23 protein-coding genes and 1 pseudogene are annotated in these 24,381 nt (G+C 67.5%); 4 read left to right on the forward strand and 20 right to left on the reverse strand.

Annotated elements, in window-relative coordinates:
* A pseudogene (locus B0W88_RS07870) lies at positions 1 to 272 on the reverse strand (hypothetical protein); the annotation flags it as partial.
* A gap of 230 nt (positions 273 to 502) precedes the next feature.
* On the opposite strand from B0W88_RS07870, the gene B0W88_RS07875 reads away from it, so the two are divergent.
* Complete coding sequence (locus B0W88_RS07875) at positions 503 to 865, forward strand: phage holin family protein (protein ID WP_077034141.1); 363 nt, start codon at positions 503 to 505, stop codon at positions 863 to 865.
* Positions 866 to 881: 16 nt separating this feature from the next.
* Here the strand turns inward: B0W88_RS07875 and B0W88_RS07880 are convergent, their stop codons facing one another.
* Positions 882 to 2,492, reverse strand: a complete 1,611-nt coding sequence (locus tag B0W88_RS07880) for a M48 family metalloprotease (RefSeq protein WP_077034110.1) — start codon at positions 2,490 to 2,492, stop codon at positions 882 to 884.
* Positions 2,493 to 2,555: 63 nt separating this feature from the next.
* On the opposite strand from B0W88_RS07880, the gene moaC reads away from it, so the two are divergent.
* Positions 2,556 to 3,044 carry a cyclic pyranopterin monophosphate synthase MoaC gene (gene moaC, locus B0W88_RS07885; RefSeq protein WP_077034111.1) on the forward strand — a complete coding sequence of 163 codons (489 nt, stop codon included), beginning with the start codon at positions 2,556 to 2,558 and terminating at the stop codon, positions 3,042 to 3,044.
* A gap of 20 nt (positions 3,045 to 3,064) precedes the next feature.
* On the opposite strand, the gene B0W88_RS07890 is transcribed toward moaC, so the two are convergent.
* From B0W88_RS07890 to recA, 13 genes are all read right to left on the reverse strand, one after another.
* Positions 3,065 to 4,540, reverse strand: a complete 1,476-nt coding sequence (locus B0W88_RS07890) for a PglL family O-oligosaccharyltransferase (RefSeq protein ID WP_233151648.1) — start codon at positions 4,538 to 4,540, stop codon at positions 3,065 to 3,067.
* A gap of 317 nt (positions 4,541 to 4,857) precedes the next feature.
* On the reverse strand, positions 4,858 to 6,210 hold the full coding sequence (locus B0W88_RS07895; protein ID WP_077034113.1) for an O-antigen ligase: 1,353 nt from the start codon (positions 6,208 to 6,210) through the stop codon (positions 4,858 to 4,860).
* A gap of 46 nt (positions 6,211 to 6,256) precedes the next feature.
* A complete protein-coding gene (locus tag B0W88_RS07900) occupies positions 6,257 to 6,739 on the reverse strand; it encodes a pilin (protein ID WP_369973853.1) in 483 nt (160 codons plus the stop codon).
* 302 nt (positions 6,740 to 7,041) lie between these two features.
* The gene (locus B0W88_RS07905) at positions 7,042 to 7,824 is read right to left on the reverse strand and encodes an MBL fold metallo-hydrolase (RefSeq protein WP_077034114.1); all 783 of its coding nucleotides are present in this window, start codon (positions 7,822 to 7,824) and stop codon (positions 7,042 to 7,044) included.
* Positions 7,825 to 8,017: 193 nt separating this feature from the next.
* The gene (locus tag B0W88_RS07910; RefSeq protein ID WP_077034115.1) at positions 8,018 to 8,704 is read right to left on the reverse strand and encodes an FHA domain-containing protein; all 687 of its coding nucleotides are present in this window, start codon (positions 8,702 to 8,704) and stop codon (positions 8,018 to 8,020) included.
* Positions 8,705 to 8,810: 106 nt separating this feature from the next.
* Complete coding sequence (locus B0W88_RS07915) at positions 8,811 to 9,602, reverse strand: Stp1/IreP family PP2C-type Ser/Thr phosphatase (protein ID WP_077034116.1); 792 nt, start codon at positions 9,600 to 9,602, stop codon at positions 8,811 to 8,813.
* Complete coding sequence (locus B0W88_RS07920) at positions 9,599 to 10,663, reverse strand: serine/threonine-protein kinase (RefSeq protein WP_077034117.1); 1,065 nt, start codon at positions 10,661 to 10,663, stop codon at positions 9,599 to 9,601. The genes B0W88_RS07915 and B0W88_RS07920 overlap by 4 nt, the downstream gene beginning before the upstream one ends.
* A gap of 8 nt (positions 10,664 to 10,671) precedes the next feature.
* The gene (locus B0W88_RS07925) at positions 10,672 to 11,379 is read right to left on the reverse strand and encodes a TerC family protein (RefSeq protein WP_077034118.1); all 708 of its coding nucleotides are present in this window, start codon (positions 11,377 to 11,379) and stop codon (positions 10,672 to 10,674) included.
* Positions 11,380 to 11,491: 112 nt separating this feature from the next.
* Positions 11,492 to 12,385 carry a succinate--CoA ligase subunit alpha gene (sucD, locus tag B0W88_RS07930; RefSeq protein WP_077034119.1) on the reverse strand — a complete coding sequence of 298 codons (894 nt, stop codon included), beginning with the start codon at positions 12,383 to 12,385 and terminating at the stop codon, positions 11,492 to 11,494.
* 30 nt (positions 12,386 to 12,415) lie between these two features.
* Complete coding sequence (gene sucC, locus B0W88_RS07935; RefSeq protein ID WP_077034120.1) at positions 12,416 to 13,576, reverse strand: ADP-forming succinate--CoA ligase subunit beta; 1,161 nt, start codon at positions 13,574 to 13,576, stop codon at positions 12,416 to 12,418.
* Between the two features lie 52 nt (positions 13,577 to 13,628).
* A complete protein-coding gene (locus tag B0W88_RS07940; protein ID WP_233151649.1) occupies positions 13,629 to 14,162 on the reverse strand; it encodes a DUF2889 domain-containing protein in 534 nt (177 codons plus the stop codon).
* Positions 14,163 to 14,364: 202 nt separating this feature from the next.
* Positions 14,365 to 14,892 carry a regulatory protein RecX gene (locus B0W88_RS07945; protein WP_369973854.1) on the reverse strand — a complete coding sequence of 176 codons (528 nt, stop codon included), beginning with the start codon at positions 14,890 to 14,892 and terminating at the stop codon, positions 14,365 to 14,367.
* 102 nt (positions 14,893 to 14,994) lie between these two features.
* A complete protein-coding gene (gene recA / locus B0W88_RS07950) occupies positions 14,995 to 16,038 on the reverse strand; it encodes a recombinase RecA (protein WP_077034123.1) in 1,044 nt (347 codons plus the stop codon).
* Between the two features lie 170 nt (positions 16,039 to 16,208).
* Between recA and B0W88_RS07955 the strand changes: the two genes are divergently transcribed.
* Positions 16,209 to 16,880, forward strand: a complete 672-nt coding sequence (locus B0W88_RS07955; RefSeq protein WP_077034124.1) for a response regulator transcription factor — start codon at positions 16,209 to 16,211, stop codon at positions 16,878 to 16,880.
* Between the two features lie 59 nt (positions 16,881 to 16,939).
* The gene (locus B0W88_RS07960) at positions 16,940 to 18,364 is read left to right on the forward strand and encodes a sensor histidine kinase (protein WP_077034143.1); all 1,425 of its coding nucleotides are present in this window, start codon (positions 16,940 to 16,942) and stop codon (positions 18,362 to 18,364) included.
* An 11-nt stretch (positions 18,365 to 18,375) separates the two neighbouring features.
* Here the strand turns inward: B0W88_RS07960 and rodA are convergent, their stop codons facing one another.
* From rodA to B0W88_RS07985, 5 genes are all read right to left on the reverse strand, one after another.
* Entirely contained in the window at positions 18,376 to 19,530 is a 1,155-nt protein-coding gene (rodA, locus tag B0W88_RS07965) for a rod shape-determining protein RodA (protein WP_077034125.1), read from the reverse strand.
* Positions 19,527 to 21,542, reverse strand: a complete 2,016-nt coding sequence (gene mrdA / locus B0W88_RS07970; RefSeq protein ID WP_077034126.1) for a penicillin-binding protein 2 — start codon at positions 21,540 to 21,542, stop codon at positions 19,527 to 19,529. Before mrdA ends, rodA begins: the two co-directional genes overlap by 4 nt.
* A 7-nt stretch (positions 21,543 to 21,549) precedes the next feature.
* A complete protein-coding gene (gene mreD / locus B0W88_RS07975; protein WP_077034127.1) occupies positions 21,550 to 22,071 on the reverse strand; it encodes a rod shape-determining protein MreD in 522 nt (173 codons plus the stop codon).
* The gene (mreC, locus tag B0W88_RS07980; RefSeq protein ID WP_077034128.1) at positions 22,068 to 23,084 is read right to left on the reverse strand and encodes a rod shape-determining protein MreC; all 1,017 of its coding nucleotides are present in this window, start codon (positions 23,082 to 23,084) and stop codon (positions 22,068 to 22,070) included. The genes mreD and mreC overlap by 4 nt, the downstream gene beginning before the upstream one ends.
* 63 nt (positions 23,085 to 23,147) lie before the next feature.
* The gene (locus B0W88_RS07985; RefSeq protein WP_077034129.1) at positions 23,148 to 24,191 is read right to left on the reverse strand and encodes a rod shape-determining protein; all 1,044 of its coding nucleotides are present in this window, start codon (positions 24,189 to 24,191) and stop codon (positions 23,148 to 23,150) included.
* Positions 24,192 to 24,381: the final 190 nt, after the last annotated feature.

Genomic DNA, 24,381 nt, shown 5'->3' on the forward strand with positions numbered 1-24,381 from the left:
GGCTTGGGCGGCTCCGCCGGGGCGATCATGTCCACCATGATCGGCGGCGCCACGGAGCGCACCGCCTCGCGCACCGCATCGACCTGCATCAGCGCCCAGCCGCCCAGGCCATGCGCCAGCACGACACCGGCGACCAGCCAGCGGCGGGCCTGCGGGCCGAGATCGTCGCCAGGCCCCGGCGGGATGAAGGACACCGCCGGCATCGGCTCGGTGCTGCGGCTCGGCGAACCCGCGCTGGCGGGAGGCCGCGGCGCAGGCGCCGCTTCGGGCATCGAAGAAAGGACTTGTGTGGAGGAGGTCACGACCGCAGGCGCCGGGAGGCGCGGGTAATTCCAGTGCTCCGCAAATCCTAACACCAATGAGAACTATTCTCATTACATGCTGAAGACAAAAACCAACATCCGCCCGCGCCTGCACAGGGTCAGGTCTTGTCGTTGTGCGATGCGGACAGGGCTTGCCCGGACCCCTGGAGGCCCCCGCATGTCGGTATGCTGCGGGCATGGTGAAGACACTGCTCCGCTGGATCCTGCTGGCCGCCGCCCTGCTGCTGGTGGCGCATCTCTACCCGGGCGTCCAGGTGACGAGCTTCACCTCGGCCATGATCGCGGCCCTGGTGCTGGGCCTCCTGAACACGCTGCTGCGGCCCCTGCTGGTGCTGCTGACGCTGCCGGTGACCGTGCTGAGCCTGGGGCTCTTCCTGTTCGTGATCAACGCGCTGATGTTCTGGGCCGCCGCCGCCGTGCTGGACGGCTTCACCGTCACCGGCTTCTGGGCGGCGCTGATCGGCTCGCTGATCTACAGCCTGTGCGGCATGCTGATCGACGTGGTGATGGAGCGGATGTTCCCGCCCGGCGAGCTCGACTGATCGACGTATCGAACGATCAGGGCGGCTCGGCGCCCGGCGGCAGCCCGCGCGGGTAGAGCTCGGCCAGCACCTGGCGGCGCTGGTAGAGCAAGGTGCGCAGGCGCGCGTCGATGACCGCAGCCTCGATCTGGTCGGCATCGCGCCCGCGTGACTGGCGCAGGCCCGAGCGCAGGCGGTCGATCGCGCCGGCCAGGTCACCCACCGCGGCACGCGCCTCGCCTTGCGCGCGAACGGCGCGCAGCGGCTGGCCGAGCTTGGTCCAGAGCTGGGACAGCTGCTGCCAGGCCAGGGCATCGGTGGGGTCGAGGCTGGCATGGGTCTGCAGCGCCTCGGCGGCCTCGCGGGCGCTGGCCGGGTCCTGGTCCACCATCGCGAGCCGCGCCCGCATCATCATCATCGGGCGCGAGCGCTCGCCGGCCAGTGGCTGCAGCGCCGCGAAGCCGTCCGCCGCGTGCTCGCGCGCCTGCTCCATTTCCGCGCGCAGGTACATCAGCAGCCGGGCCGTGCGGGCCAGGTCCTGGGGCGTGCCGTTGAGGTCCTTCAGCATCGCCTCGGCGCTGCGCAGGCTGCCGGCGGCACGGGCGAAGTTGCGCATCTTGATCGAGGCCAGCGTGCTGGCGTACCGGGCAGCGAGCTGGTCGTAGGCCTTGTTGGGGCCGCTCTGCACGTCGCGGCCGCCGCTGTCCAGGTTCTGCAGCACGGCCCAGGCCTCGGCGCGCGGGTCCATCAGCACGCGCGAGCGCGCCGCCATCAGCGCATGCTCGGCGGTGCCGCGCGGGCGCACCAGGTCCTGCGCGCCCAGGCGCGAGCGGGCATCGCCGATGCGCTCGCTGGTCAGCGGGTGCGAACGCAGGTACGGATAGCTCCCGGAATCCTGCAGGTGATAGGCCTGCTCCATCCGCTCGAACATGCTGGCCATGCCGCCGGCGGCGAAGCCGGCCTCGGTCATCACGTTGAAGCCGACGCGGTCGGCCTCGCGCTCCATGTCGCGCGAGAAGGCCAGCGAGGCCGCCTGCGCAGCGGCCTGGCTCCCGACGATGGCGGCGTTGGCCATGTCGGCGTTGCCGCGGGTGGCCGCCAGCACGCCCAGGATCATGCCGGCGGCGGCGAGCATGCCGTTGCGCGAGTCGCCGGCGATGCGGCGCGCGATGTGGCGCTGCGTGACGTGCGACATCTCGTGGCCCAGCACCGAGGCCAGTTCGTCGCGCGAGCCGGTCATCGCGATCAGGCCCAGGTGCACGCCGACGAAGCCACCGGGCAGCGCGAAGGCGTTGATCGACTTGTCGCGCACCAGGAAGGTCTGCCAGGCGAAGCGCTCCGCGGTTTCGTCGCTGATGTTGCCGAGCTTCTTGCCGGCGGCGACGAGCGGATCCCAGATGCCGTCGAGGTACTCCTGCAGCAGCGGGTCGTCCACGTAGTCCGGGTCGAGCCAGATCTCGCGCATCACCTGGTTGCCGATGCTGCGCTCGCGGCCGACGTCGAGATCCTGCGAGACCGAATCACCCAGCGCAGGCAGGTTCACCTGCGCGCGGCCCAGCGGCGCGCTCAGCAGCATCGAGCAGGAGAGCAGGGCCGCGACGACCTTCTTAGCGATCGGCTGGCGCTGGCGGAAGAAATTCATCGTCATCGGGGAACCGGGATCACTCTCTATGATGCAAAGCCATCGGTTTCCCGAATATTGCCGCACGGTATGACGAACGCTGCATCACTGACACACTTCGATACGCAGGGCCAGGCCCATATGGTGGACGTCGCGGGCAAGGACGTCACCCACCGCATTGCCCGCGCCAGCGGCCGGATCACCATGCTACCCGCGACGCTGGCCCTGATCATGAGCGGTAACGCCAAGAAAGGCGATGTGCTCGGCATCGCCCGCATCGCCGCCATCCAGGCCTCCAAGCGCACGGCCGAGCTGATCCCGCTGTGCCACCCGTTGCCGCTGACGCGGGTGGCGGTGGAATTCGAGATCGACCAGCCCGCCAACGCCGTCGTCTGCACCGTGCAGGCCGAGACGCTGGGCCAGACCGGCGTCGAGATGGAGGCGCTCACCGCGGTGCAGGTCGGCCTGCTGACGGTGTACGACATGTGCAAGGCCGTGGACCGCGGCATGGTCATCGGCGAGGTGCGGGTGCTGGAGAAGCGGGGCGGGAAGAGCGGGGATTGGACAGCGCCCGCATAACGGCTTAGTTCAGCGTCACTTCAGCGCATCTCCTTCCAGTCGTACTCCCGCTTGGGCGGTTCGCACTGGAAAGGCTTGTCCTCGGGCCGGGCCACGTCCTTGCACATGTCGAGCCACTGCTGGGCATTGGCATTGCGGAACTCGCGCAGGCGCTGCACGACATAACGAGCACGATCATCGTCACCGGTGGCGTGCAGGGACTGGGCCCAGGACATCATCAGGCGCGTGTCGATCAGGTTGTGCGCGGTGCTGCGGGCCGCCTGCAGCGCGTAGGGGCCGGGCTCGAGGCTGGTGGCGGCGGCGTAGTCGGCCTGCTGGGCGAAGAAGGTGGATTTCCGTCCCGCCTCGATCCGGTCAGCCAATGGCCCTGCATGCTCGGGCGGCACGTAGATGACGACGACGCGGTGATAGTCCCAGACCGCGTACAGGCTGCCCAGGACGATGGCGAGGCCGCCGATGAAGGCGGGCACCTGCAGGCTGATGGCGCGGCCTCGGGGCTTGTCCTCCAGCGGCCCGAGCGCCAGGCCGAAGGCGAAGGCCGCGGGCAGCAGGAAGTAGGCGTACCACAGCGGATATTCGAGCAGGCTGTGCAGGCCGATCATCAGCACGAGCATGAAGGCGCAGCGGCGCACGACGGCGTCGTGCTCGTCGGTGGCGCGCATGCTGTCGCGCAGCGCGCGCCACAGCGACCACGCCAGCAGGCCGACGATCAGCACCGCCGCCGGAATGCCCAGCTCCACGGCCAGTTGCATCGGCAGGTCATGCGTGTGGTCGAAGAAGGCGATGGGCCGGTTCGGGAACGGCGTCATCGTCCAGGCCAGGTTGAACTCGCCCCAGCCGACACCGGTCCACGGGTTGCGTTTCACGAGTTCCCAGGCATTGGCCAGGATCTTCATCCGCTCGGGCGAGCCCGCGCCTTCCGATGCAAGCCGTGACTCGGCGCCGAAGGCATGCCCGCCGCCCGAGTTCGCCCACAGGTACATCGCGTACCAGCTGGCGGCCATCATCAGCGGCGTGGCGACCAGCGACCAGCGCGACGCCGGCTTCAGGCGACGGTCCAGCAGGCCCCACAGGGCGAGCAGGAAGACGCCGACCATGCCGGTGCGCGAGGCGCTGAGGATGACGGCGAAGACGAAGCCGAACAACAGCAGCGGCAGGGCGACGCGGCGATCGGCCTTCCTGAGCGATCCCTGGTCAGCCAGGAACACCGCGGCGACGCTGGACCACATCAGCAGGCTGGCCAGGTGATTGGGCTGGCGCATATTGCCGACGGCGCGGCCGGGGATGCCGGAGCGGGCGATGAGGTGGCCGTCGGGCAGGTCGGGGAGGAAGACCTGAATGATGCTGACGAGGAGGCTCAGCAAGCCAGCGGCGAGGAGGGACCAGCAGAGGGTGGTGAACCATGTCGACCGCGCGCCCGAATCAAGCCCCTGCGCCATCACCAGCAGAAACAGCGCGGCGCCGACGAGGGCGCTGGCCGAGAGCGCCAGGGACAAGGGCAGCCCATTGAGCCATGCCGATGCGCACGGCCCCAGGAGAAGAAGGACAAGGGCCCACGCCGCGGCGCTGCCATTCAGGCGGGGCAATGAGGCGGAGAGGCCGAGCAGCACGCCCCCGGCGCCAAGCAAGGCGCAGAGCTGGTTGTAGAGGGTGGCGGAGGGCGTCTGGCTGAAGGCGATCAGCGGAGCCAGGGTGCCGAGCAGTACGAGCGCTATCGACTCAAGGGCACTACTCGCGGATCGCGGATGGGGCGAGACTGACGGATGCATGATGGGGCCGCATCATCACACGAAAGCAATGGGCCCCTCCGTCCTCAGAACCAGCCGTCGCGCCAGAAGCGCGGGCTGTAATGCTCGGATTCGATCGGCGGGCCTCGTGAGATCACCGGGTTGCCGCTCAGCCATTCTGGAAGAGAGACGCAGATCAGCCAGATCTGGGCCGCGAACAGAACAACGAGGAGCGCTCGCATCGAGGTCGTCACGAGGCTTGAGGCAGGTGCCGCGGCAGGCGATCTGGGCAGCCTGGAAAGGAGCAGCGAGACAGCAAGCACGATCCACATCTGCGACATCGGCATCACGAAGTTGCCGGAAAAGCACCCGTCGACGAGTGCGGCCAGACAGGCCGCGAAGCTGGCAATGGCCAAGGGGTCGTCAGGAATGTCTCTTCCGATCGTCCTGGCCACGCGCCACAGCGTACGAACGACCATGAAGACAAGAAGCAGTGCCAGCGGCAGACCATACTCGGCAGCCACCTGCGCATAGACGTTGTGCGGGTGCGCGGCGTCGCCGTTGAAATAGTGGGCGAAATGCATGGGGCCAACGCCAAGCCACGGGTGGGCAACGATGTCGCCCCAGGCCGTCTTCAGCAGGAAGATGCGAGCCTCGACGCTGCTCGCTTCCCCGTAGGGGCGATAGCCGGGCGGGATCTCGATGCCCAACACGAAGGGGAGCACCACCATGACGGCAATGTGCAGGGCAACTCCGCCGACGGCCACCCAAGCCAAGCGCCGCGCGAACTGCCGACCTGCTCGACCAAACAGTATCGGCGCCGCGATGCCCGCACTCACAAGGGCCACCGTCGTCGCTCTGGCCTGCAGCAGCGAGACCAGGAACAGGGTGAGTACCAGGGCATAGGACGCCAGTCCTCGCCAGCGCCGCTCGAAAGCCGGGTTGCCGACGACGCACAGGAGCAGCGGCACGAAGACTGTCTGCGCGTGATTCAGGAAACGGATGTTCTCGTAGCCGATGGCCAGGCGGAAGTAATCCACCATGTGTTCGTCGATCAGGCTGACAACGGTGATCGACGACACCACCGTCGCGTACATCGCCTGGCCGCACACCAGAGCGATCAGCAGCAAGCGTATGGAATTCGTCCAGGTGCAGGCGAGCGTGCAGACTGCGAGTGACAGCCAGAGCAACACGTCACGAGCGGCAACGTCTGGCAGGGCCGAGGTAAGGGTTGCGCAAGCGACCACCATGCCCGCAGCTAGAGCCATGATCGCCTGAACGCTCGTAGGCATGGCAAATCGTGACCTGGACAACACGGTACCCGTGGCCAATGGCAACAGCAGGAGTTGAAGCCCGCGGCCCAGGTCGTGTGGACCGCCATCGCTCAATCCGCCGAGCAATGGAAGCAGCGTGAGGTAGGCAACGAGCAGGGCCGTCATATGAAAAAGGGCCCCTTTCGGGGCCCTTGCTTGTGCGGGGACGCTATCAGGTGCCCGAGCTCGCGTTGTTCTTGGTGATTGCTGCATAAGCAGCCGCTTGGTCAGTCGAACTGATGTTCGTGGACGTCGTCCAGGTCACGCTCGCAGCACCAACGGTCGGGGTCCACGTGATGGTCTTGCCATCGATGCCAGAGCCAATCCCGGTGCCCAGCGTAGCAGTGATCGCGCCTGCGCTAGTCACGGCCACCGATGCGACCTCCTTGGTTGCGGACGTAGCAGGAATGTTTGCGCTCGTATCAGACTGACCGCATGCCGTAGGCGCGTTGCCAGCGGCAACACCAGTTTCCTGCGCACACAGGGCGACAGCGGCCTTGTAAGAATCGACCGCGCTCAGGGCATTGCCGATCTTGGCCTTGATCGTGTAATCCTTGTACTGCGGAATCGCCACAGCAGCCAGGATGCCGATGATCGCCACGACGATCATCAGTTCGATCAGGGTGAAACCTTGTTGGACGCGCTTCATGCTCATGATGGGTAACTCCGGATGGGTGAGAGGGACAGGAAACTGGTTTGAGGACACTCCCCCTGAATGCAGGGGTCGTGCCAGCCCCAGGCTCCTGCATTTCCGTGACCGGCATCACAACCGTTACTCGTGGTTGCAGGGAATCCGACCAAGCTTGTCAGACTCACCATCCGCAAAGCGGCACTCGCCCTCCAAAGTGACATTTTTTGTCAGCACCCTCCCGCCGCGGCCCAAAAGCGAAACCGCTTGCTTTGCGCGTTAGCACGCGCTCGGCAAGCGGTTGCATCTCGAAGCAAGAAGCGCCGTCGTCAGACCCGCATCACCTGCCCCGCCTCCAGCGCCGTGAAGCGGTGCCGGCTCGACAGCGCCCCGATCTCGCTCATCACCGCATGGATCTCGCCGGGCTTGATGTGGGTGATGCGCACGTCCACGCTGCCGGCCAGCTGGGCCAGCTCGCGGCCCAGTTCGGCCGGGCAGAGGTGCCGGCTGACCTTGGCGAGTTCGTGCTCGTCGTCGCTGAAGGCGGTCTCGATGACCAGGTGGGCCACCTGCATCTCGGCCAGGCGGCGCCACAGCGCGGGGTTCGGTCCGGTGTCGCCGGTGTAGACCCACTGGCCGGCCGCACCCGGCCCGCCATCGACGGCGAAGCCGACCGCCGGCACCGTGTGTTCGGCGCTGAGCACTTCCACGACGCGATCACCCAGCTGCAGGCGCTGGCCGATCTCGAAGGGGTGCAGCGAGATCACTGGATTCTGGGCGTTAGGCAGGCGCGTGAAGTCGGGCCAGATGACGCCGTTGAACACATGCTTGCGCAGCGCGTCGAGCGTCTGCGGCAGCGCATGGATCTGGATCGGCGGCCGGCCTGCCTGGGCCCGGATGCGCAGGACCGAATCAGCCAGCAGCGGGATCGACAGGATGTGATCCAGGTGCGAGTGGCTGACGAGGATGTGGTCGATGCGGGCCAGCGCGTCCAGCGGCAGATCGCCCACACCGGTGCCGGCATCGATGAGCACGTCGTCATCGAGCAGGAAGGCGGTGGTCTTGTAGCCGGCGGCGATGGCACCGGAACAACCCAGGACGCGAATGTTCATCGAGAGGCTGTGCTGCGAATGTTTTTATGAAGCGCTCGCCTGCACGGGGCAGGCATCGCGAGTGGCTCCAATGTACGCAGGCCAGCGAAGGAAACAAGGCAGCTTTGCCTCGTTTATCGATGGAACGTAGTACGCGCCGCGGCGTTCGGCAAGGTGACGTGATTTGCGTCACACGCCGGGCGCGACGCCCGGCTCAGCCCTGGATGAACTGCATCTGCGTACCGGCCAGCTCGATCAGGTCGCCGCTCTTCAGCGAGATCGATTCGCCGGTCAGCGGGATGCCGTTGACGCTGGGGCGGGCCGCGCCTTCGACGTGGGCGAAGACATAGCCGCTGGGGCGCTTGGTGATGGAGGCCACCTGCACGCCGGGCTTGCCGACCGTGGTGACGACCTTGGTGAGGCTGACCTCGCGGCCTGCGGCGGCGCCGGTGAGGACCTTGATGGACGCCGGCGTGGCCGCGGCGGCAGGGCCGGGCAGCGAGCCGAAGGACGAGGGCAGGCCGAAGCCGCTGGGCGTGCCCGCGGCGGACACGGCGGCGGCGCCCAGCCCGACGCCGGGCTTCAGGATCATCGTCTTCTCGTAGTCGCCGCTGTCCTCGACCAGGAACTTGATCTTGTACTTGCCGACCTCAACCACATCGTTGTTGGCGAGCAGCTGCTTCTTGATCGCCTTGCCGTTGATGTAGGTGCCGTTCGTCGAGTTCAGGTCCTCGATGAAGACGTCCGCGCCGACCATCTGCAGCACCGCATGCTCGCCGCTGACCGCCAGGTTGTCGATGACGATGTCGTTGTACGGCCGGCGTCCGAGCGTGGTCTTGTCCTTGGTGATCTGCACCTCCTTGATCACCACCCCATCGAGTGAAACCACCAGCTTGCCCATGCTCGAGACCTCAGTCAGTTTGTCTTTTTAGCTCGTCGGCTGATGCCGGACCGGATTCTGCATCGCAAATTCGCCACATGTGTTGCCGCATGTGATGCCTGCTTCCTCAGGCGCGCTTGCCGAAAGGCCACCAACCGCGCCCTTCCGACTTGGCGCGACCCTCCGCGCGAGCCAGAACTAGCGCGATATTATCCCGGCCGCCCATGTCATTTGCGCCGTCAATGAGCGCCTGGGCCGCTTCAGGCAAAGAAGGGTGGCTCAGAAGCAACTGACCGAGGGCGTCATCCTCGAGCATGTCGGACAGTCCGTCCGAGCAAAAGAGGAAGGTGTCGCCCGGCTGGATCTCGTGCAGATGCAGCTCCAGCATCACCGCATCCTCGACGCCGACGGCCCGCGTGACCAGGTTCTTGTTGCTGGAATAGACGGCCTCCTCGGGCGTCAGCAGCCCGGCGTCGAGCTGTTCCTGCAGCAGCGAATGGTCGCGGGTGATCTGGCTGAACTGGCTGCCGCGCAGCCGGTAGGCGCGCGAATCGCCCACGTGGCCCAGCAATAGCCCCTCCGGGCGGAACACGCCCAGCACCAGCGTCGTGCCCATGCCGGCATAGCGGGGGTTGGTGTTCGCGGCGTTGAAGATGGCGCGGTTGGCGTTGTCCACGCAGATGTCCATGGCGCGGCGCACGTCGGTCACGCTGGCGCCGGTGCCGGATTCCTTCAGCCAGCGGCCCAGCTCGGCCTTGATGAAGCTGGTGAGCATCTGGCTGGCGACTTCGCCGGCGTTGTAGCCGCCCATGCCGTCGGCCAGCACGGCCAGGCCGACCGGCTCGTCCAGGGCCACCGAATCCTCGTTGTTGTCGCGCGCGCGGCCGACGTCGGTGGCGATGAAGAACTCCAGGGTCATGGCGGCGGTTCGGAACTGTCAGGTGGGGCCGGGGTGGCGGCATTCTGCCCCGCTTCGGCTCCGTCGAGCCTGAGCGTTTGCGCGAAGGGGTCGGCCGCGGCGGGCGGGTCGTCGCCGAGGGGCAAGTCGGGCGCCTCCTGCAGGCCCTGGGCGAGCACGGCCTCCAGGTCCTGCGCCATCGCTTCGCCATTGGCATAGCGCAGCTCGGGGCGCTTCTCCAGCGCCAGCGCCAGCACCATGGCCAGCGACTCGGGCAGGTCGGAGCGGAAATGCCGGACGTCCGGCGGCGGCTGGGTGGCGATCTTCTGCATCAGCCTCGCCATCGACTCGGACTGATGCGGGAGCTTGCCGGTGAGCATCTGGAACAGCATGACCCCCAGCGAATAGAGGTCGCTGCGGCCGTCCACCTTGAGGCCGGCCAGCTGTTCGGGCGACATGAAGGACGGGGTGCCTAACACCAAGCCTGTACGGGTCCGGCTGCCGTCGGCGATGCGGGCGATGCCGAAGTCCATCACCTTGAGCTTGCCGGCGGGGCGGTCCAGCATCACGTTGGCCGGCTTGATGTCGCGATGGACGACGCCCTGGCGGTGCGCGTAGTCCAGCGCACGGGCCAGCCGGATCACCAGGCCCAGCACCTCGGCCGCGGGCAGCAGCGTGGACGAGCGGGTGAAGTGGCTCAGGTCCTGCCCGTCCACGTACTCCATGACGATCCAGGCATCCTCGCCGGCCTCCCCGGCATCGAGGATCTGCAGGATGTCGGGGTGCTGCAGGTGGCCGGCGGCTCGGGCCTCGCGCATGAAGCGCTGGCGCACGTCGGCGAGGTCGTCGGCGGAGAACTCCCGCTGCAGGGCCAGCAGCTTGACGGCGACGCGCTGGCCGGTCTGGGTGTCCTCGGCCAGGTGCACCGCGCCCATCGAGCCGCGGCCCAGCTCGCGCTCCAGGCGGTAGCGGGCCAGTGCGGAAGGCGTTGCCGACGATGGCGAGGCAGCCGGCGCAGCGCCGCTGCCGCCACCCTTGCCGAGCAGGCGGCGCCAGAAGCCGGGGGAGTCGCCGTCGCTCATGGTCGGGGCTAGGCCGCCGCGGCCTCGCGTTTTTTCAGCACGAGGCCGGCCACGAGCACGATGAGGGCGCCGGCCGCGCTGGCCGCATAGTTCAGCGTGCCGCTGGCCGCCTCGGGCGCCAGCCAGGGTCGCAGAGCGGGGTCTTCCAGCGCCATGCCACCGGCGATCCAGCCCAGCAGCATCGCGCCCAGCGTGATGATCAGCGGGAAGCGGTCCATCAGCTTGATCACCATCTGGCTGCCCCACATGATGATGGGGATCGAGACCAGCAGGCCCAGCACCACCAGCACCATCTCATGGGCCTTGTCGCCGGACTGCGCCACGCCGGCGATGGCGATGACGTTGTCCAGGCTCATCACGAAGTCGGCAATGATCACCGTGCGCACCGCCGCCCAGAGGCGTTCGTTGCCGGGGATCTTGGCGTGTTCGTCCTCGTCCTCCGGCAGCATCAGCTTGACGCCGATCCACAGCAGCAGCGCCGCGCCGACCAGCTTCAGGTAGGGAATCTGCAGCAGCGTCAGCGCGAACAGGATCAGCACGATGCGCAGCACGATCGCGCCAACCGTGCCCCAGAGGATGCCCAGCTTGCGCTGCGCCTCGGGCAGGCGCCGGCAGGCGAGCGCGATGACGACGGCGTTGTCGCCACCGAGCAGGATGTCGATCAGGATGATCTGGCCGACGGCGAGCCAGAAATCGGCGGTCAGGAATTGGTCCATGGGGATGGGGGATCTTATGCCAGGGTCCGGCCCGGAATGGAACAAGCCGCCGGCTGCGGCGCAGCGGGCGGCTTGTGAGGGGAGCTAACGGGTTAGCTCAGCGGGCTCTGGATTACAGCAGGCCCTTGAGCAGCTTGCCCATTTCCGACGGGTTGCGGGTCACGGTGAAGCCGCACTCTTCCATGATGGCGAGCTTGGCATCGGCCGTGTCGGCGCCGCCGGAGATCAGCGCGCCGGCGTGGCCCATGCGCTTGCCCGGAGGGGCGGTGACGCCGGCGATGAAGCCGACCACCGGCTTCTTCATGTTGGCCTTGCACCAGCGGGCCGCTTCGGCCTCGTCCGGGCCGCCGATCTCGCCGATCATGATGACGGCGTCGGTGTCCGGGTCGTCATTGAAGGCCTGCATCACGTCGATGTGCTTCAGGCCATTGATCGGGTCGCCACCGATGCCGACAGCCGACGATTGGCCCAGGCCGATCTCGGTCAGCTGCGCCACGGCTTCATAGGTCAGCGTGCCAGAGCGGGACACGACGCCGATGCGGCCCTTGCGATGGATGTGGCCGGGCATGATGCCGATCTTGATCTCGTCGGGCGTGATCAGGCCGGGGCAGTTGGGGCCCAGCAGCAGCGTGCGCTTGCCGCCGGCGGCTTCCTTGGCGCGCATCTTGTTGCGCACTTCCAGCATGTCGCGGACGGGGATGCCTTCGGTGATGCAGATCGCCAGGTCCAGGTCGGCCTCGACGGCTTCCCAGATCGCGGCAGCGGCGCCGGCGGGCGGCACGTAGATCACCGAGACGGTGGCGCCGGTCTGCGTGGCGGCTTCCTTGACGGTGCCGAAGATGGGAATGTCCGAGAACTTCTCGCCGGCCTTCTTCGGGTTCACGCCCGCGACGAAGGCGTTCTTGCCGTTGGCATAGGCCTGGCAGCCCAGCGTGTGGAACTGGCCGGTCTTGCCCGTGATGCCCTGGGTGATGACCTTGGTGTCTTTGTTGATGTAGATCGACATGATTGGTTCTTTCCTTGTCTGGGCCAGGCTTTAAGCGACGGCGGCGACGATCTTGGTCGCGGCTTCGGCCATGGTGTCGGCAGCGATGATCGGCAGGCCGGATTCGGCCAGCATCTTCTTGCCCAGCTCTTCGTTGGTGCCCTTCATGCGCACGACCAGCGGCACGGACAGGTTCACGGCCTTGCAGGCGGTGATCACGCCTTCGGCGATGGTGTCGCACTTCATGATGCCGCCGAAGATGTTGACCAGGATGCCCTTGACGGCCTTGTTCTTCAGCATGATCTTGAAGGCCTCGGTGACCTTCTCGGCGGTGGCGCCGCCGCCGACGTCCAGGAAGTTGGCCGGCTCGCCGCCGAACAGCTTGATGGTGTCCATCGTGGCCATGGCCAGGCCGGCGCCGTTCACCAGGCAGCCGATGTTGCCGTCCAGGCTGATGTAGGCCAGGTCGAACTTCGAGGCTTCGATTTCGGCCGGATCTTCTTCATCCAGGTCGCGGTAGGCGACGATTTCCGGATGACGGAACAGCGCGTTGGCGTCGAAGTTGAACTTGGCGTCCAGGGCGATCAGGTTGCCCTTGGAGTCGCAGTTCAGCGGGTTGATTTCAACCAGCGACGCGTCCGTGTCCATGTAGCACTTGTAGAGCTTGGCGAAGAGGTCGACGGCCTGGTCCACCGAGCCGCCGGAGAGGCCGATGGCCGCGGCGATCTTGCGGCTCTGCGCTTCGGTGATGCCGGTCAGCGGGTCGATGTACTCGGTGATGATCTTCTCGGGCGTGGAGTGGGCCACTTCCTCGATGTCCATGCCGCCTTCGCTGGAAGCGATGAAGGCCACCTTCTGCGTGCCGCGGTCGGTCACCAGCGAGATGTACAGCTCATTCTTGATGTCGGCGCCGTCTTCGATGTACAGGCGGCGGACCTTCTGGCCGACCGGGCCGGTCTGGTGCGTGACCAGCTGCATGCCCAGGATCTGCTCGGACAGCGCCTTCACGTCGTCCAGGCTGCGGCCCAGCTTGACGCCGCCGCCCTTGCCGCGGCCGCCGGCGTGGATCTGCGCCTTCACGACCCAGACCGGGCCGCCCAGCTTCTGCGCGGCTTCGACCGCTTCTTGCACCGTGAAGGCCGGGATGCCACGCGGCACCGGCACGCCGAACTGGCGCAGGATTTCCTTGGCCTGGTACTCGTGAATCTTCATAGGGGTCTCGCTGTTGGAAGGAAAAGATGAAAAGAAGATGAGGAACGAAGAATCAGCTGGGCAGCGCCCCGTCCGCGCGGTACCAGCGGGGGTAATGCACGCGAACGTTCTCGCTGTCGCGGCGCAACGCGTGGCATTTGTCGAGCTGGAAGGGCGGCTGGCCGCCTTCCGGGTCGCCTTCGCGGGTGTCGATGACGACGCCGGCGAAGGCCTGGATCACCGCCGTCGGCAGCACCTGGCACAGCTCGGTCAAGTGGGTGCAGCCCTGCACGCCGGCCAGACGGTCCTTCACGCCGAGGCGGAAGCCCTTCAGCAGGTTCAGGCCGATCAGGCGACGGTAGGCCTGGCCGTGCTGGTCGCAGACGCCGGGGTAGGGCATCCAGAGCGTGTCGGAATCGGCATCGATGATGTTGAGCTGGCGGTCGACCGCCAGCCGCAGCACCATGTGATGCACCGGATCGCCGGCCTTGCGGATCTCGCCGGCCAGTTCGACGTCGCGGGTCTTCGTATCGGTCAGCTGCGCCTCGACGTCGAACAGGCCGTCATCGCGCGCAAACACCTGCACATCAAGGGCACGGCGATGCATCAGGCGGCGCTGAACGGCGGGGGGCGAGGCGGACATGGGATACGGGAAATTCGATTGCGCCACCGTCGGCGCGCGGCCGGCAGAAGGCACGGCGCGGGCATGCGCAACGCAGGAATGTAGCATGTTGCGCCGCATCAACGGTTTGTGACCCCTGGCGCAGAAGCCGATTTCGGCGCGAATTTCAATCCCGAAATGCGCGGTGTTATTCCCCTTCGTCGGCCTCGTCGGCCGGGCGCCTGGCTTCGTCGAGAAGACGGCGGATCACGTCCGGCGCAAAGCCGCGGGCACCGAGGAAACGGGCCTGGCGAGACATCTCCAGCCGGTCCGGTGCCGTGGCGGCGCGACCGAACTTGCGCGACCACACGGCCCGCGCCCGCTCCAGCTCGCTGGCGCGCAGCTGCGCCTGCTGTTCGGCGTCAAGCACCAGGCCATGCTGCGCGAGTTCCTGGCGGATCCGCTGCGTGCCGTAGCGGGCAGCGCGGGCATTGACGCGGGATTCGACAAAGCGGGTTTCGCTCAGGTACCCGTGGCTGTGCAGCCAGGCGATCAGGCCGTCGACCTCCTGGGCTGCCGCCTCCTTGTCGTCGTCGTCCTCGGCGTCCTGCGGCTCGCTCCCGGCTTGCTGCTCCCGCGCCTTGCGCAAGGCCTGCTCGGCGCGAATCCTCAGCAGCTTGCGGCGCAACTCCTGCGGGCTGTGCTCGCGCTGGGAGAGCAGGGCGATCGCCCGCATCTTCAGCGTGGTGGGAGGTTTCCTGTTCATCATCACAAAAGACACGGCGCCAAGCCCTGCCGGGGTTGGCGCCGTTATCAGGCAGCTCAGCGAGCTAGTTACTTATTCTTCGCCGCTTTCGGCCACGCCGATCAGCGAGACGCCGACCGCCTCGCGGATCTTGTTCTCGATCTCGACGGCGATGTCCGGGTTCTCGCGCAGGAACTCGCGGGCGTTGTCCTTGCCCTGGCCGATCTTCTCGCCGGCGTAGGCATACCAGGAGCCGGACTTCTCGACGATCTTGTGCACCACGCCCATGTCGATGACCTCGCCCTCGCGGCTGATGCCCTCGCCATAGAGGATGTCGAACTCGGCCGTCTTGAACGGGGGCGAGACCTTGTTCTTCACGACCTTGACCTTGGTCTCGGAGCCGATCACCTCCTCGCCCTTCTTGATCGAGCCGATGCGGCGGATGTCCAGGCGGACCGAGGCGTAGAACTTCAGCGCGTTGCCGCCGGTGGTGGTTTCGGGGCTGCCGAACATCACGCCGATCTTCATGCGGATCTGGTTGATGAAGATGACCATGCAGTTGGTCTTCTTGATCGTGGCGGTCAGCTTGCGCAGGGCCTGGCTCATCAGGCGGGCCTGCAGGCCGGGGAGGGCGTCGCCCATCTCGCCTTCGAGTTCGGCCTTGGGCGTCAGCGCGGCGACCGAGTCGATGACGATCAGGTCCACCGAGCCGGAGCGCACCAGCGAGTCGACGATCTCGAGCGCCTGTTCGCCGGTGTCGGGCTGGCTGATCAGCAGTTCCTGCAGGTTGACGCCGAGCTTCTGGGCGTACTGGATGTCGAGCGCGTGCTCGGCGTCGATGAAGGCGCAGACGCCGGAGAGCTTCTGCATCTCGGCGATGACCTGCAGGGTCAGCGTGGTCTTGCCGGAGGATTCGGGGCCGTAGATCTCGACGACGCGGCCGCGCGGCAGGCCGCCGACGCCCAGCGCGATGTCCAGGCCCAGCGAGCCGGTGGAGACGACCTGGATGTCCTCGATCACCTCGCCTTCGCCCAGGCGCATGATCGAACCCTTGCCGAACTGTTTTTCGATCTGGGCGAGTGCGGCCTGCAGGGCCTTGGCTTTTTCGGTGTTCAGGGATTTGACGGGAGCGTCCATGGAGTTCTCCGGATTTGACTGGGCGGATTATCTACGAATCTGTATGTTTGTACAGTAGTCGCGTGTTTGGGGTTTGGCAAGCGAATGGACGCATCGTAGGGGGTAGGTAGCTCATACGGTGAGCCATCGAATCAGCACCGACAATGCAGGCAAAGGCGGAGACAACAAGCATGCGCATCCTCATCGCGGAAGACGACCAGGTGCTGGCCGACGGGCTCTTGCGCTCGCTGCGCGCCTCGGGCTATGCGGTGGACCAGGTGGGCACCGGCACCGAGGCGGACGCGGCGCTGGCCGCGCACGAGTTCGACCTGGTGATCCTGGACCTGGGCCTGCCCAAGCTGCACGGCCACGAGGTGCTGCGCAAGCTGCGCGCGCGCGGCTCGGCGGTGCCGGTGCTGATCCTCACCGCGGCCGACAGCGTCGAGCAGCGCGTCAAGGGCCTGGACCTGGGCGCCGACGACTACATGGCCAAGCCCTTCTCGCTGCAGGAACTCGAGGCGCGCGTGCGGGCGCTGACGCGGCGCGGCCTCGGCACCGCCTCCACCGTCATCAAGCACGGCCCCTTGTCCTTCGACGCCACCGGCCGGGTGGCCTACATCAACGAGCAGATGATCGAGCTCTCCGCCCGCGAGCTCTCGCTGCTGGAGGTGCTGCTGCAGCGCGCCGGGCGCCTGGTCAGCAAGGACCAGCTGGTCGAGCGCCTGTGCGAATGGGGCGAGGAAGTCAGCAACAACGCGATCGAGGTCTATATCCACCGGCTGCGCAAGAAGATCGAGCAGGGGCCGATCCGCATCGCCACCGTGCGCGGCCTGGGCTACTGCCTTGAAAAGATAAGCGCCTGACCTTGGACAACGCTCCGGAGAAAGGACAACGCTCGCTGTTCGGCGAGATCCTCGACTGGATGCTCGCCCCGCTGCTGCTGATCTGGCCGATCAGCGTGGCGCTGACCTGGCTGGTCGCGCAGGGCATCGCCAACAAGCCCTATGACCGCGAGCTCGGCGAGATGGCCCGCACGCTGGGCCAGCAAGCGGCCGCGGCCGAAGGCCCGCGCGGGGGCCGTTCGCGCTATGCGCTGGCGCCCGAGGCCGCAGCGCTGCTGCGCGCCGACGAGACGGACACGGTCTTCTACCAGGTGCAGGGGCCGAAGGGCGAACTGCTCAGCGGCGACAGCACCCTGCCCTCCCCGCCGCTGGCCGAGGATGAAGCCGGCTCGCCCTGGGAGCTGCGCTACCGCGACGACGAGATCGGCGGCGATCGCGTCCGCATTGCCTATCTGTGGGTGACGCCCGAAGGCAAGGACGCCGGTGGCCCGCTGCTGGTGCAGATCGCCGAGACCCTGGGCAAGCGCTCGCGCCTGACCAACGAGATCATCAAGGGCGTGATCCTGCCGCAGTTCGTGATCCTGCCGCTGGCCGTGCTGCTGGTGTGGCTCGCCCTGGCGCGCGGCATCGCGCCGCTGAACGAATTGCAGCGGCGCATCCGCTCGCGCGACAGCTCGGATCTTTCGCCGATCGACGAGCGCCGCATTCCCGACGAGGTGGCCCCGCTGGTGCGCGCGATCAACGACCTGCTCGGCCGGCTGGACCAGTCGATCGGCGCGCAGAAGCACTTCCTCGCCGACGCCGCCCACCAGCTGAAGACGCCGCTGGCTGGCCTGCGTACGCAAGCCGAATTCGCCCAGCGCGAGATCGACGAGGGCCGCAGCGAGCCTGCCGAGCTCAAGCGCTCGCTGCAGCAGATCGCCCTCTCCAGCCAGCGCGCCGCCCACATGGTCAACCAGCTGCTGGCAATGGCCCGCGCCGAGGACAAGGAACACGCCGCCCGCCGCACCGAGGTCAACCTGCCCGACATCGCCACCGAGACGGTGCGCGACTTCGTCCCGCGCGCCTTCGACAAGCGCATCGACCTGGGCTACGAAGGACCGTCCACGGAGGCCAGTGCCCTGCGCGTGCTCGGCCACCCGCTACTGATCCGCGAGCTGATCCGCAACCTGGTGGACAACGCGCTGCTCTACACGCCGCCACACGGCACAGTCACCGTGCGCATCGTCGAGGACCCGTTCGGCCAGGTCAGCGTATTGCAGGTGGAGGACTCCGGCCCGGGCGTCGCCGAGGCCGAACGCGAGAAGGTCTTCCAGCCCTTCTACCGGGCGCTGGGCACGAACGTCGACGGCTCAGGCCTGGGCCTGGCGATCGTGCGCGAGATCGCGCAGCAGCATGAAGCCGAGATCACGCTGGATGAGACGCGCCCGCGGCGAGCGGTGGACGAGAGCCACGGCCCTGGCGCCCGCTTCACCGTGCGCTTCCATGCCCATCCGCTGACGTAACGCGTTAGCTGTCAGGACTGGATCAGTCGCCGGGACTTGGAAATCGACATCAGCAAGCCCAGGCCCACCCCCAGCGTCACCATCGCCGTCCCGCCATAGCTGATGAAGGGCAGCGGCACGCCCACCACCGGCAGGATGCCGCTGACCATGCCCATGTTGACGAAGACATAGGTGAAGAAGGACAGCGTGACCGCCCCGGCCATCAGCCGCGAGAACAGCGTCGGCGCCTCCGAGGCGATCATCAGCCCGCGCAGGATCAGCGCGGTGAAGCCGAGCAGCAGGCCCAGCGCCCCCACCATGCCGAACTCCTCGCCATAGGCCGCGAAGATGAAGTCGGTCGTGCGCTCGGGGATGAACTCCAGATGGGTCTGCGTGCCCTTCATGAAGCCCTTGCCGGTCATGCCGCCGGAGCCGATGGCGATCTCGCCCTGGATGATGTGGAAGCCCTTGCCGAGCGGATCCTTGGTCGGGTCCAGCAGCGTGCAGATGCGGTTCTTCTGGTACTCGCGCAGCACCGGCCACTTGGCCTCGGGCTGGCAGATCGCGTCCTCGCTCATCACCAGCGCCGTGATCGCCACCGCCCCGATCACGAAGGCCGGGATGATCAGCCGCCAGGACAGCCCGGCGAAGAAGATCACGTACAGCCCGGCCGACAGCACCAGGATCGCCGTGCCCAGGTCCGGCTGCTTGGCCACCAGCCCGACGGGCACCGCCAGCAGCGCGAAGGCCGCGACGAAGTCCGGCAGCCGCAGCTGACCCTCGCGCTTCTGGAACCACCAGGCGAGCATCAGCGGCATCGCGATCTTCAACAGCTCCGAGGGCTGGATGACAACCCCGACGTTGAGCCAGCGCGTCGCCCCCTTGCGCGTGATGCCGAACAGCGCCGTGGCCACCAGCAGCGTCACGCCCACCGTGTACAGCGGAATCGCCAGCGCCATCATCTTCTGCGGCGGGATCTGCGCGACGATGAAGATGATGCCGATGGACAGCAGCGTGTTGCGCAGATGGTCCGGGAAGCGGGTGCCGCTGTCATAGCCGGCCGAGTACATGCAGATCAGGCCCAGCGCCATCAGCCAGCCGATGGCCAGCGACAGCGGCAGGTCGAAGCCGGCGAACCAGGGCTTGATGCGGCGCCAGAGGCTGGGCTTGTCGAAGACGTGGCTCATCGTGATGCTCCCGAAGCAGGCGCCGATGCGGCCGAAGCAGCAGCCGCCGGCGCCGAGGCCGCCTGCCCCGGCAGCGGCACGTCCTCCACCCGGCGCGGCGTGCCCACCGGCGCCGTCGTCTGGCCGAGCTGCGTCTTGGCGATGTCGTCCTCGCTCGGGTAGACGCCGTTCAGTACGTAGTCGATGACGCGGCGCGCGATCGGCGCGGCCGAGGTGGAGCCGAAGCCGGCGTTCTCGACGATCAGCGCCAGCGCGATCTGCGGATTCTCCAGCGGGGCGAAGGCGATGTAGAGCGAGTGGTCGCGCTTGCGCTCGTCGGCCTTGATCGAGCTGTAGGTCTGGCCGGCCTTCAGGCCGATCGCCTGGGCCGTACCGGTCTTGCCGCCGCTGGCATAGGGCGCACCGACGAACACGGCCCGCGAGGTGCCCTCCAGCGTCACGCCGTTCATCGCATTGCGGATGATGGCCACGTCCGCCGGCCGCAGCGGCAGCGGCGAGAGCGCATCGCTGGCGGTGCGCCGGTCCTCGTGCTTCACCACGTCCTCCACGTCGCGCACCAGCCGCGGCTTGAAGCGCAGGCCGCCGGTGGACAGCGTGGAGACCGCCGTCGCCAGTTGCAGCATCGTGAAGTTGTTGTAGCCCTGGCCGATGCCCAGCGAGACGTTCTCGCCGGGGAACCATTTCTGGTTGGCCGGGCTCTTCGCGAAATAGCGCCGCTTCCACTCGGTCGAGGGCAGCACGCCGGTCACTTCGCCGGGCAGGTCGACGTCCGTCCTGCGGCCGAAGCCGAAAGGCTCGAGCTGCTCGTGGATCAGGTCCACGCCCATCTCGACGGCCAGGCTGTAGAAGTACACGTTGGACGAGGTGACGATGGCCAGCCGCATGTCCTTCGGGCCGGCGCGGTCGCCTTCCGCCGAGCCGAAGGTATGGCCGCCGAAGCTGTAGGTCAGGTTGTCCTGGATCACCAGGTGCGGGTCGCGCTTGCCGGTGTTCAGCGCGGCCATCGCCATATAGGGCTTGAAGGTCGAGCCGGGCGGATAGGTGCCGCGCAGCGCGCGGTTCAAGAGCGGCTTGTCGATGTCCTCGTTCAGGTCGCGCCAGCTGTCGGCGTCGATGCCGTCGACGAACAGGTTCGGGTCGAAGCTGGGCTTGGAGACGAAGGCCAGCACCTCGCCGTTGCGCGGGTCGATCGCCACCAGCGCGCCGCGGCGCTCGCCGTAGAGCTGCTCCACCAGCGCCTGCAGCTTGATGTCGATGGACAGGTTCAGCGTGTTGCCGGGCGTCGGCGGGCGATGGGCGAGGCGGCGCACCGCGCGGCCGGCGGCGCTGGTCTCCACCTGCTCGAAGCCGGTGACGCCGTGCAGCTCGCGCTCGTACTGCTGCTCCAGCCCCAGCTTGCCGATGTACTCGGTGCCGCGGTAGTTGGCCTGGTCCTCGTCGGCCCAGTCGTCCATGGCCTTCTTCTCGGCCAGGTTGATGCGGCCGATATAGCCCAGCAGGTGCGCGCCGACCTCGCCGAAGGGATAGCTGCGGAACAGCCGCGCCTTCAGCTCCACGCCGGGGAAGCGGAAGCGCTGCGCCGTGAAGCGGGCCACCTCGGCGTCGGTCAGCTTGGTGCGGATCGGCAGCGACTCGAAGTTCTTGCTCTCTTCCAGCAGCCGCTTGAAGCGGCGGCGGTCGCGCGGCTGCACCTCGACCACCTTGGCCAGCTCGTCGATCGTGGCGTCCAGGTCGGTCACCTTGGTCGGCGTGATCTCCAGCGTGTAGGCCGAGTAGTTGCTGGCCAGCACGACGCCGTTGCGGTCCTTGATCAGGCCGCGGTTGGGCACGATCGGCACGACGGTGATGCGGTTGGCCTCGGCCCGGTCCTGCAGCGTCTCGTGCTGCAGCACCTGCAGGTAGATCAGCCGCGCCACCAGCAGGCCGAAGCAGAACAGCACGAAGCCGGCCGCCACGAAAAGGCGCAGCCGGAAGCGCGAGAGCTCGCGCTTGATGTTCTTGATGACCGACATCGCTAGATCACAGCGGACGATTGAGGTCGCGGTCCGGCGCGCGGCGCTGCGGCGCGAGCAGCAGCAGCGTTGCCAGCGGCCACAGCAGCGCCTCGAACAGCGGCGCCAGCACCAGGCTCCAGCCCGGCCACATGCCACCCACCATCATCCGCACCACCAGCGCCAGCCCGTGCGCCAGCACGAACAGCGGCAGCACGTGCAGCGCCTGGGTCAGCAGGTCGAACCAGAGCAGGCGGCGATGCAGCGCGATGGCGCCGAAGGACAGCAGGCTGTAGGCCAGCGCATGCTGGCCCAGCAGCGAGCCGTGGTGGACGTCGATCAGGAGACCGAAGGCGAAGGCCCAGCCGATGCCGACGCGGCGCGGCTGGTGCACGCCCCAGAACACCAGCACGACGGCCAGCAGTTCGGGCATGGCGGCAATGCGGCCGAAGGGGATCATGTCCACCGTCAGCGCGACGATCAGCGTCAGCGCGATGAAGAAGGGGTTGACCGGCAGCAGCAGCTGGCCGGAGCCGCGCGGCATGATCATCGCGTGGCCTCCTCTTTGCTGGCGCCTTCCTTGGCAGCCTTGCTCGCCGCGGCCTTGGCGGCCTTGGCCTCCTTGGCCTCGGCGCGCTTGGCCGCCTTCAGCGTCGCTTCGACCGCCGCCGCGCTGGCGGCCGCCTCGGCGGCTTCCACGCGGGTCGCCTCGAAGGCCTCCAGCGGCTCCAGCACCAGCACGTGGCGGGCGCTGTCGGCCTCGGCCACCGGCACCAGGTTGACGCTGGCGAAACTGGTGTCGCCGCGGCGCTCGACCTTGCTGACCTTAGCCACCGGCAGGCCCGGCGGGTAGATGCCGTCCAGGCCCGAGGTGGCCATCAGGTCGCCGGGCTTCACGTCGGCGTTGGCGGCCAGGAAGCGCAGCTCCATGCCGGAACCGTCGGCCGCCCCGAAGGCGGCGTTGCGCTGCTGGGTGCGGGTGTTCAGCACGGGAATGGCGGCGTCCTTGTCGGTCAGCAGCGTGACCTCGGCCGAGAGGGTGTAGACCCGCGTCACCTGGCCCAGCACGCCGGCGTCGTTGATGACCGGCGAGGAGAGCTTGACGCCGTCGCGGCTGCCGCGGTCGATGACGACGCGGCGCGAGAACGGGTCCGGCGCTTCGTAGAGCACCTCGGCGGCGATAGACGTCACCGTCAGCGCCGGCCGCAGCTCCAGCAGCTTGCGCAGGCGCTCGTTCTCGGCCTGCAGCTGCTCGGCGCGCGAGAGCCGCTCGGCCTGCTTGACGAGCTGCTGGCGGGCGAGGTTTTCCGCGTCCATCGCGCGCTGCATGCCGCGCAGGTAGTCGCCGGCCGCGTCCCAGCCGTCGACCGGGGCGAGCAGCGCACGTTCGACCGGATGCAGGGCCAGCGCCAGCGCCGCGCGGGCCGGCTGGGTCAGCTTGAACTTGGCGTCAGCCACCATCAGCAGCACGGCCAGGGCGGTGCTGAAGGCCAGGCGCGTCAGCGCCGAAGGCCCCTGGCGGAAGAACGGCGGCGGGGTGCGATCGAGGGTGCCGAGGGGCATGGCTCAGGGATCGTCTGAAGAAGGGATCGCTGCTCGGTCGTGAGGCGATCCCGGGGGGCCGCTTTATTCCGAGGTGAAGATCGAGCCGAGGCGCTCCATCCGCTCCAGCGCCATGCCGCAACCGCGCACCACGCAGGTCAGCGGGTCCTCGGCCACCAGCACCGGCAGGCCGGTTTCCTCGGCCAGCAGGCGGTCCAGGTCGCGCAGCAGCGCGCCGCCGCCGGTCAGCATCATGCCGCGCTCGGCGATGTCGGCGCCCAGTTCCGGCGGGGTCTGCTCCAGCGCGTTCTTCACGGCACTGACGATCTGGTTCAGCGGATCGGTCAGCGCTTCCAGGATCTCGTTGGACGAGATCGTGAAGCTGCGCGGCACGCCTTCGGAGAGGTTGCGGCCCTTGACCTCCATCTCCTTGACCTCGGAGCCGGGGAAGGCGGAGCCGATGCTCTTCTTGATCGACTCGGCCGTGGGCTCGCCGATCAGCATGCCGTAGTTGCGGCGGATGTAGTTGATGATGGCCTCGTCGAACTTGTCGCCGCCGACGCGGACCGAGCCCTTGTAGACCATGCCGCCCAGCGAGATCACGCCGACCTCGGTGGTGCCGCCGCCGATGTCGACGACCATCGAGCCCGAGGCCTCGGCCACCGGCAGGCCGGCGCCGATCGCGGCGGCCATCGGCTCCTCGATCAGGTAGACCTCGCTGGCGCCCGCACCGAGCGCAGATTCACGAATGGCGCGGCGCTCGACCTGGGTGGAACCGCAGGGCACGCAGATGATGATCCTCGGGCTCGGCTTGAGCATCTTCGAGTCGTGGACCATCTTGATGAACTGCTTGAGCATCTGCTCGGTGACCGTGAAGTCGGCGATCACGCCGTCCTTCATCGGGCGGATCGCCTCGATGTTGCCGGGCACCTTGCCGAGCATGGCCTTGGCCTCGCGGCCGACGGCCTGGATGGCCTTCTTGCCGTTCGGGCCGCCTTCATGACGGATCGACACCACGGAGGGCTCGTCGAGGACGATGCCCTTGCCGCGGACGTAGATCAGGGTGTTGGCGGTGCCGAGGTCGATGGCGAGGTCGGTGGAGAAGTAGCGACGCAGGGAAGAGAACATGGTGTCTGTTGCGAGGCGCTGCGGGGCATCTGGGCCGGTGGGCCGGAGATCGCCGGGCGGGCGCTGGATGGTGTGCGGTTCTGGGCAGTATTGGGACCCATAAGCAACGAGGCCGCCCGGACAACATCTGGCAAGAAGTCCGGCAGCCCCGAAGCGCATGAGATAAGCGTAGATAATACCCGATCACCCC

The organism is Pelomonas sp. KK5, assembly GCF_001984095.1.
Lineage (GTDB): Bacteria > Pseudomonadota > Gammaproteobacteria > Burkholderiales > Burkholderiaceae_C > KK5.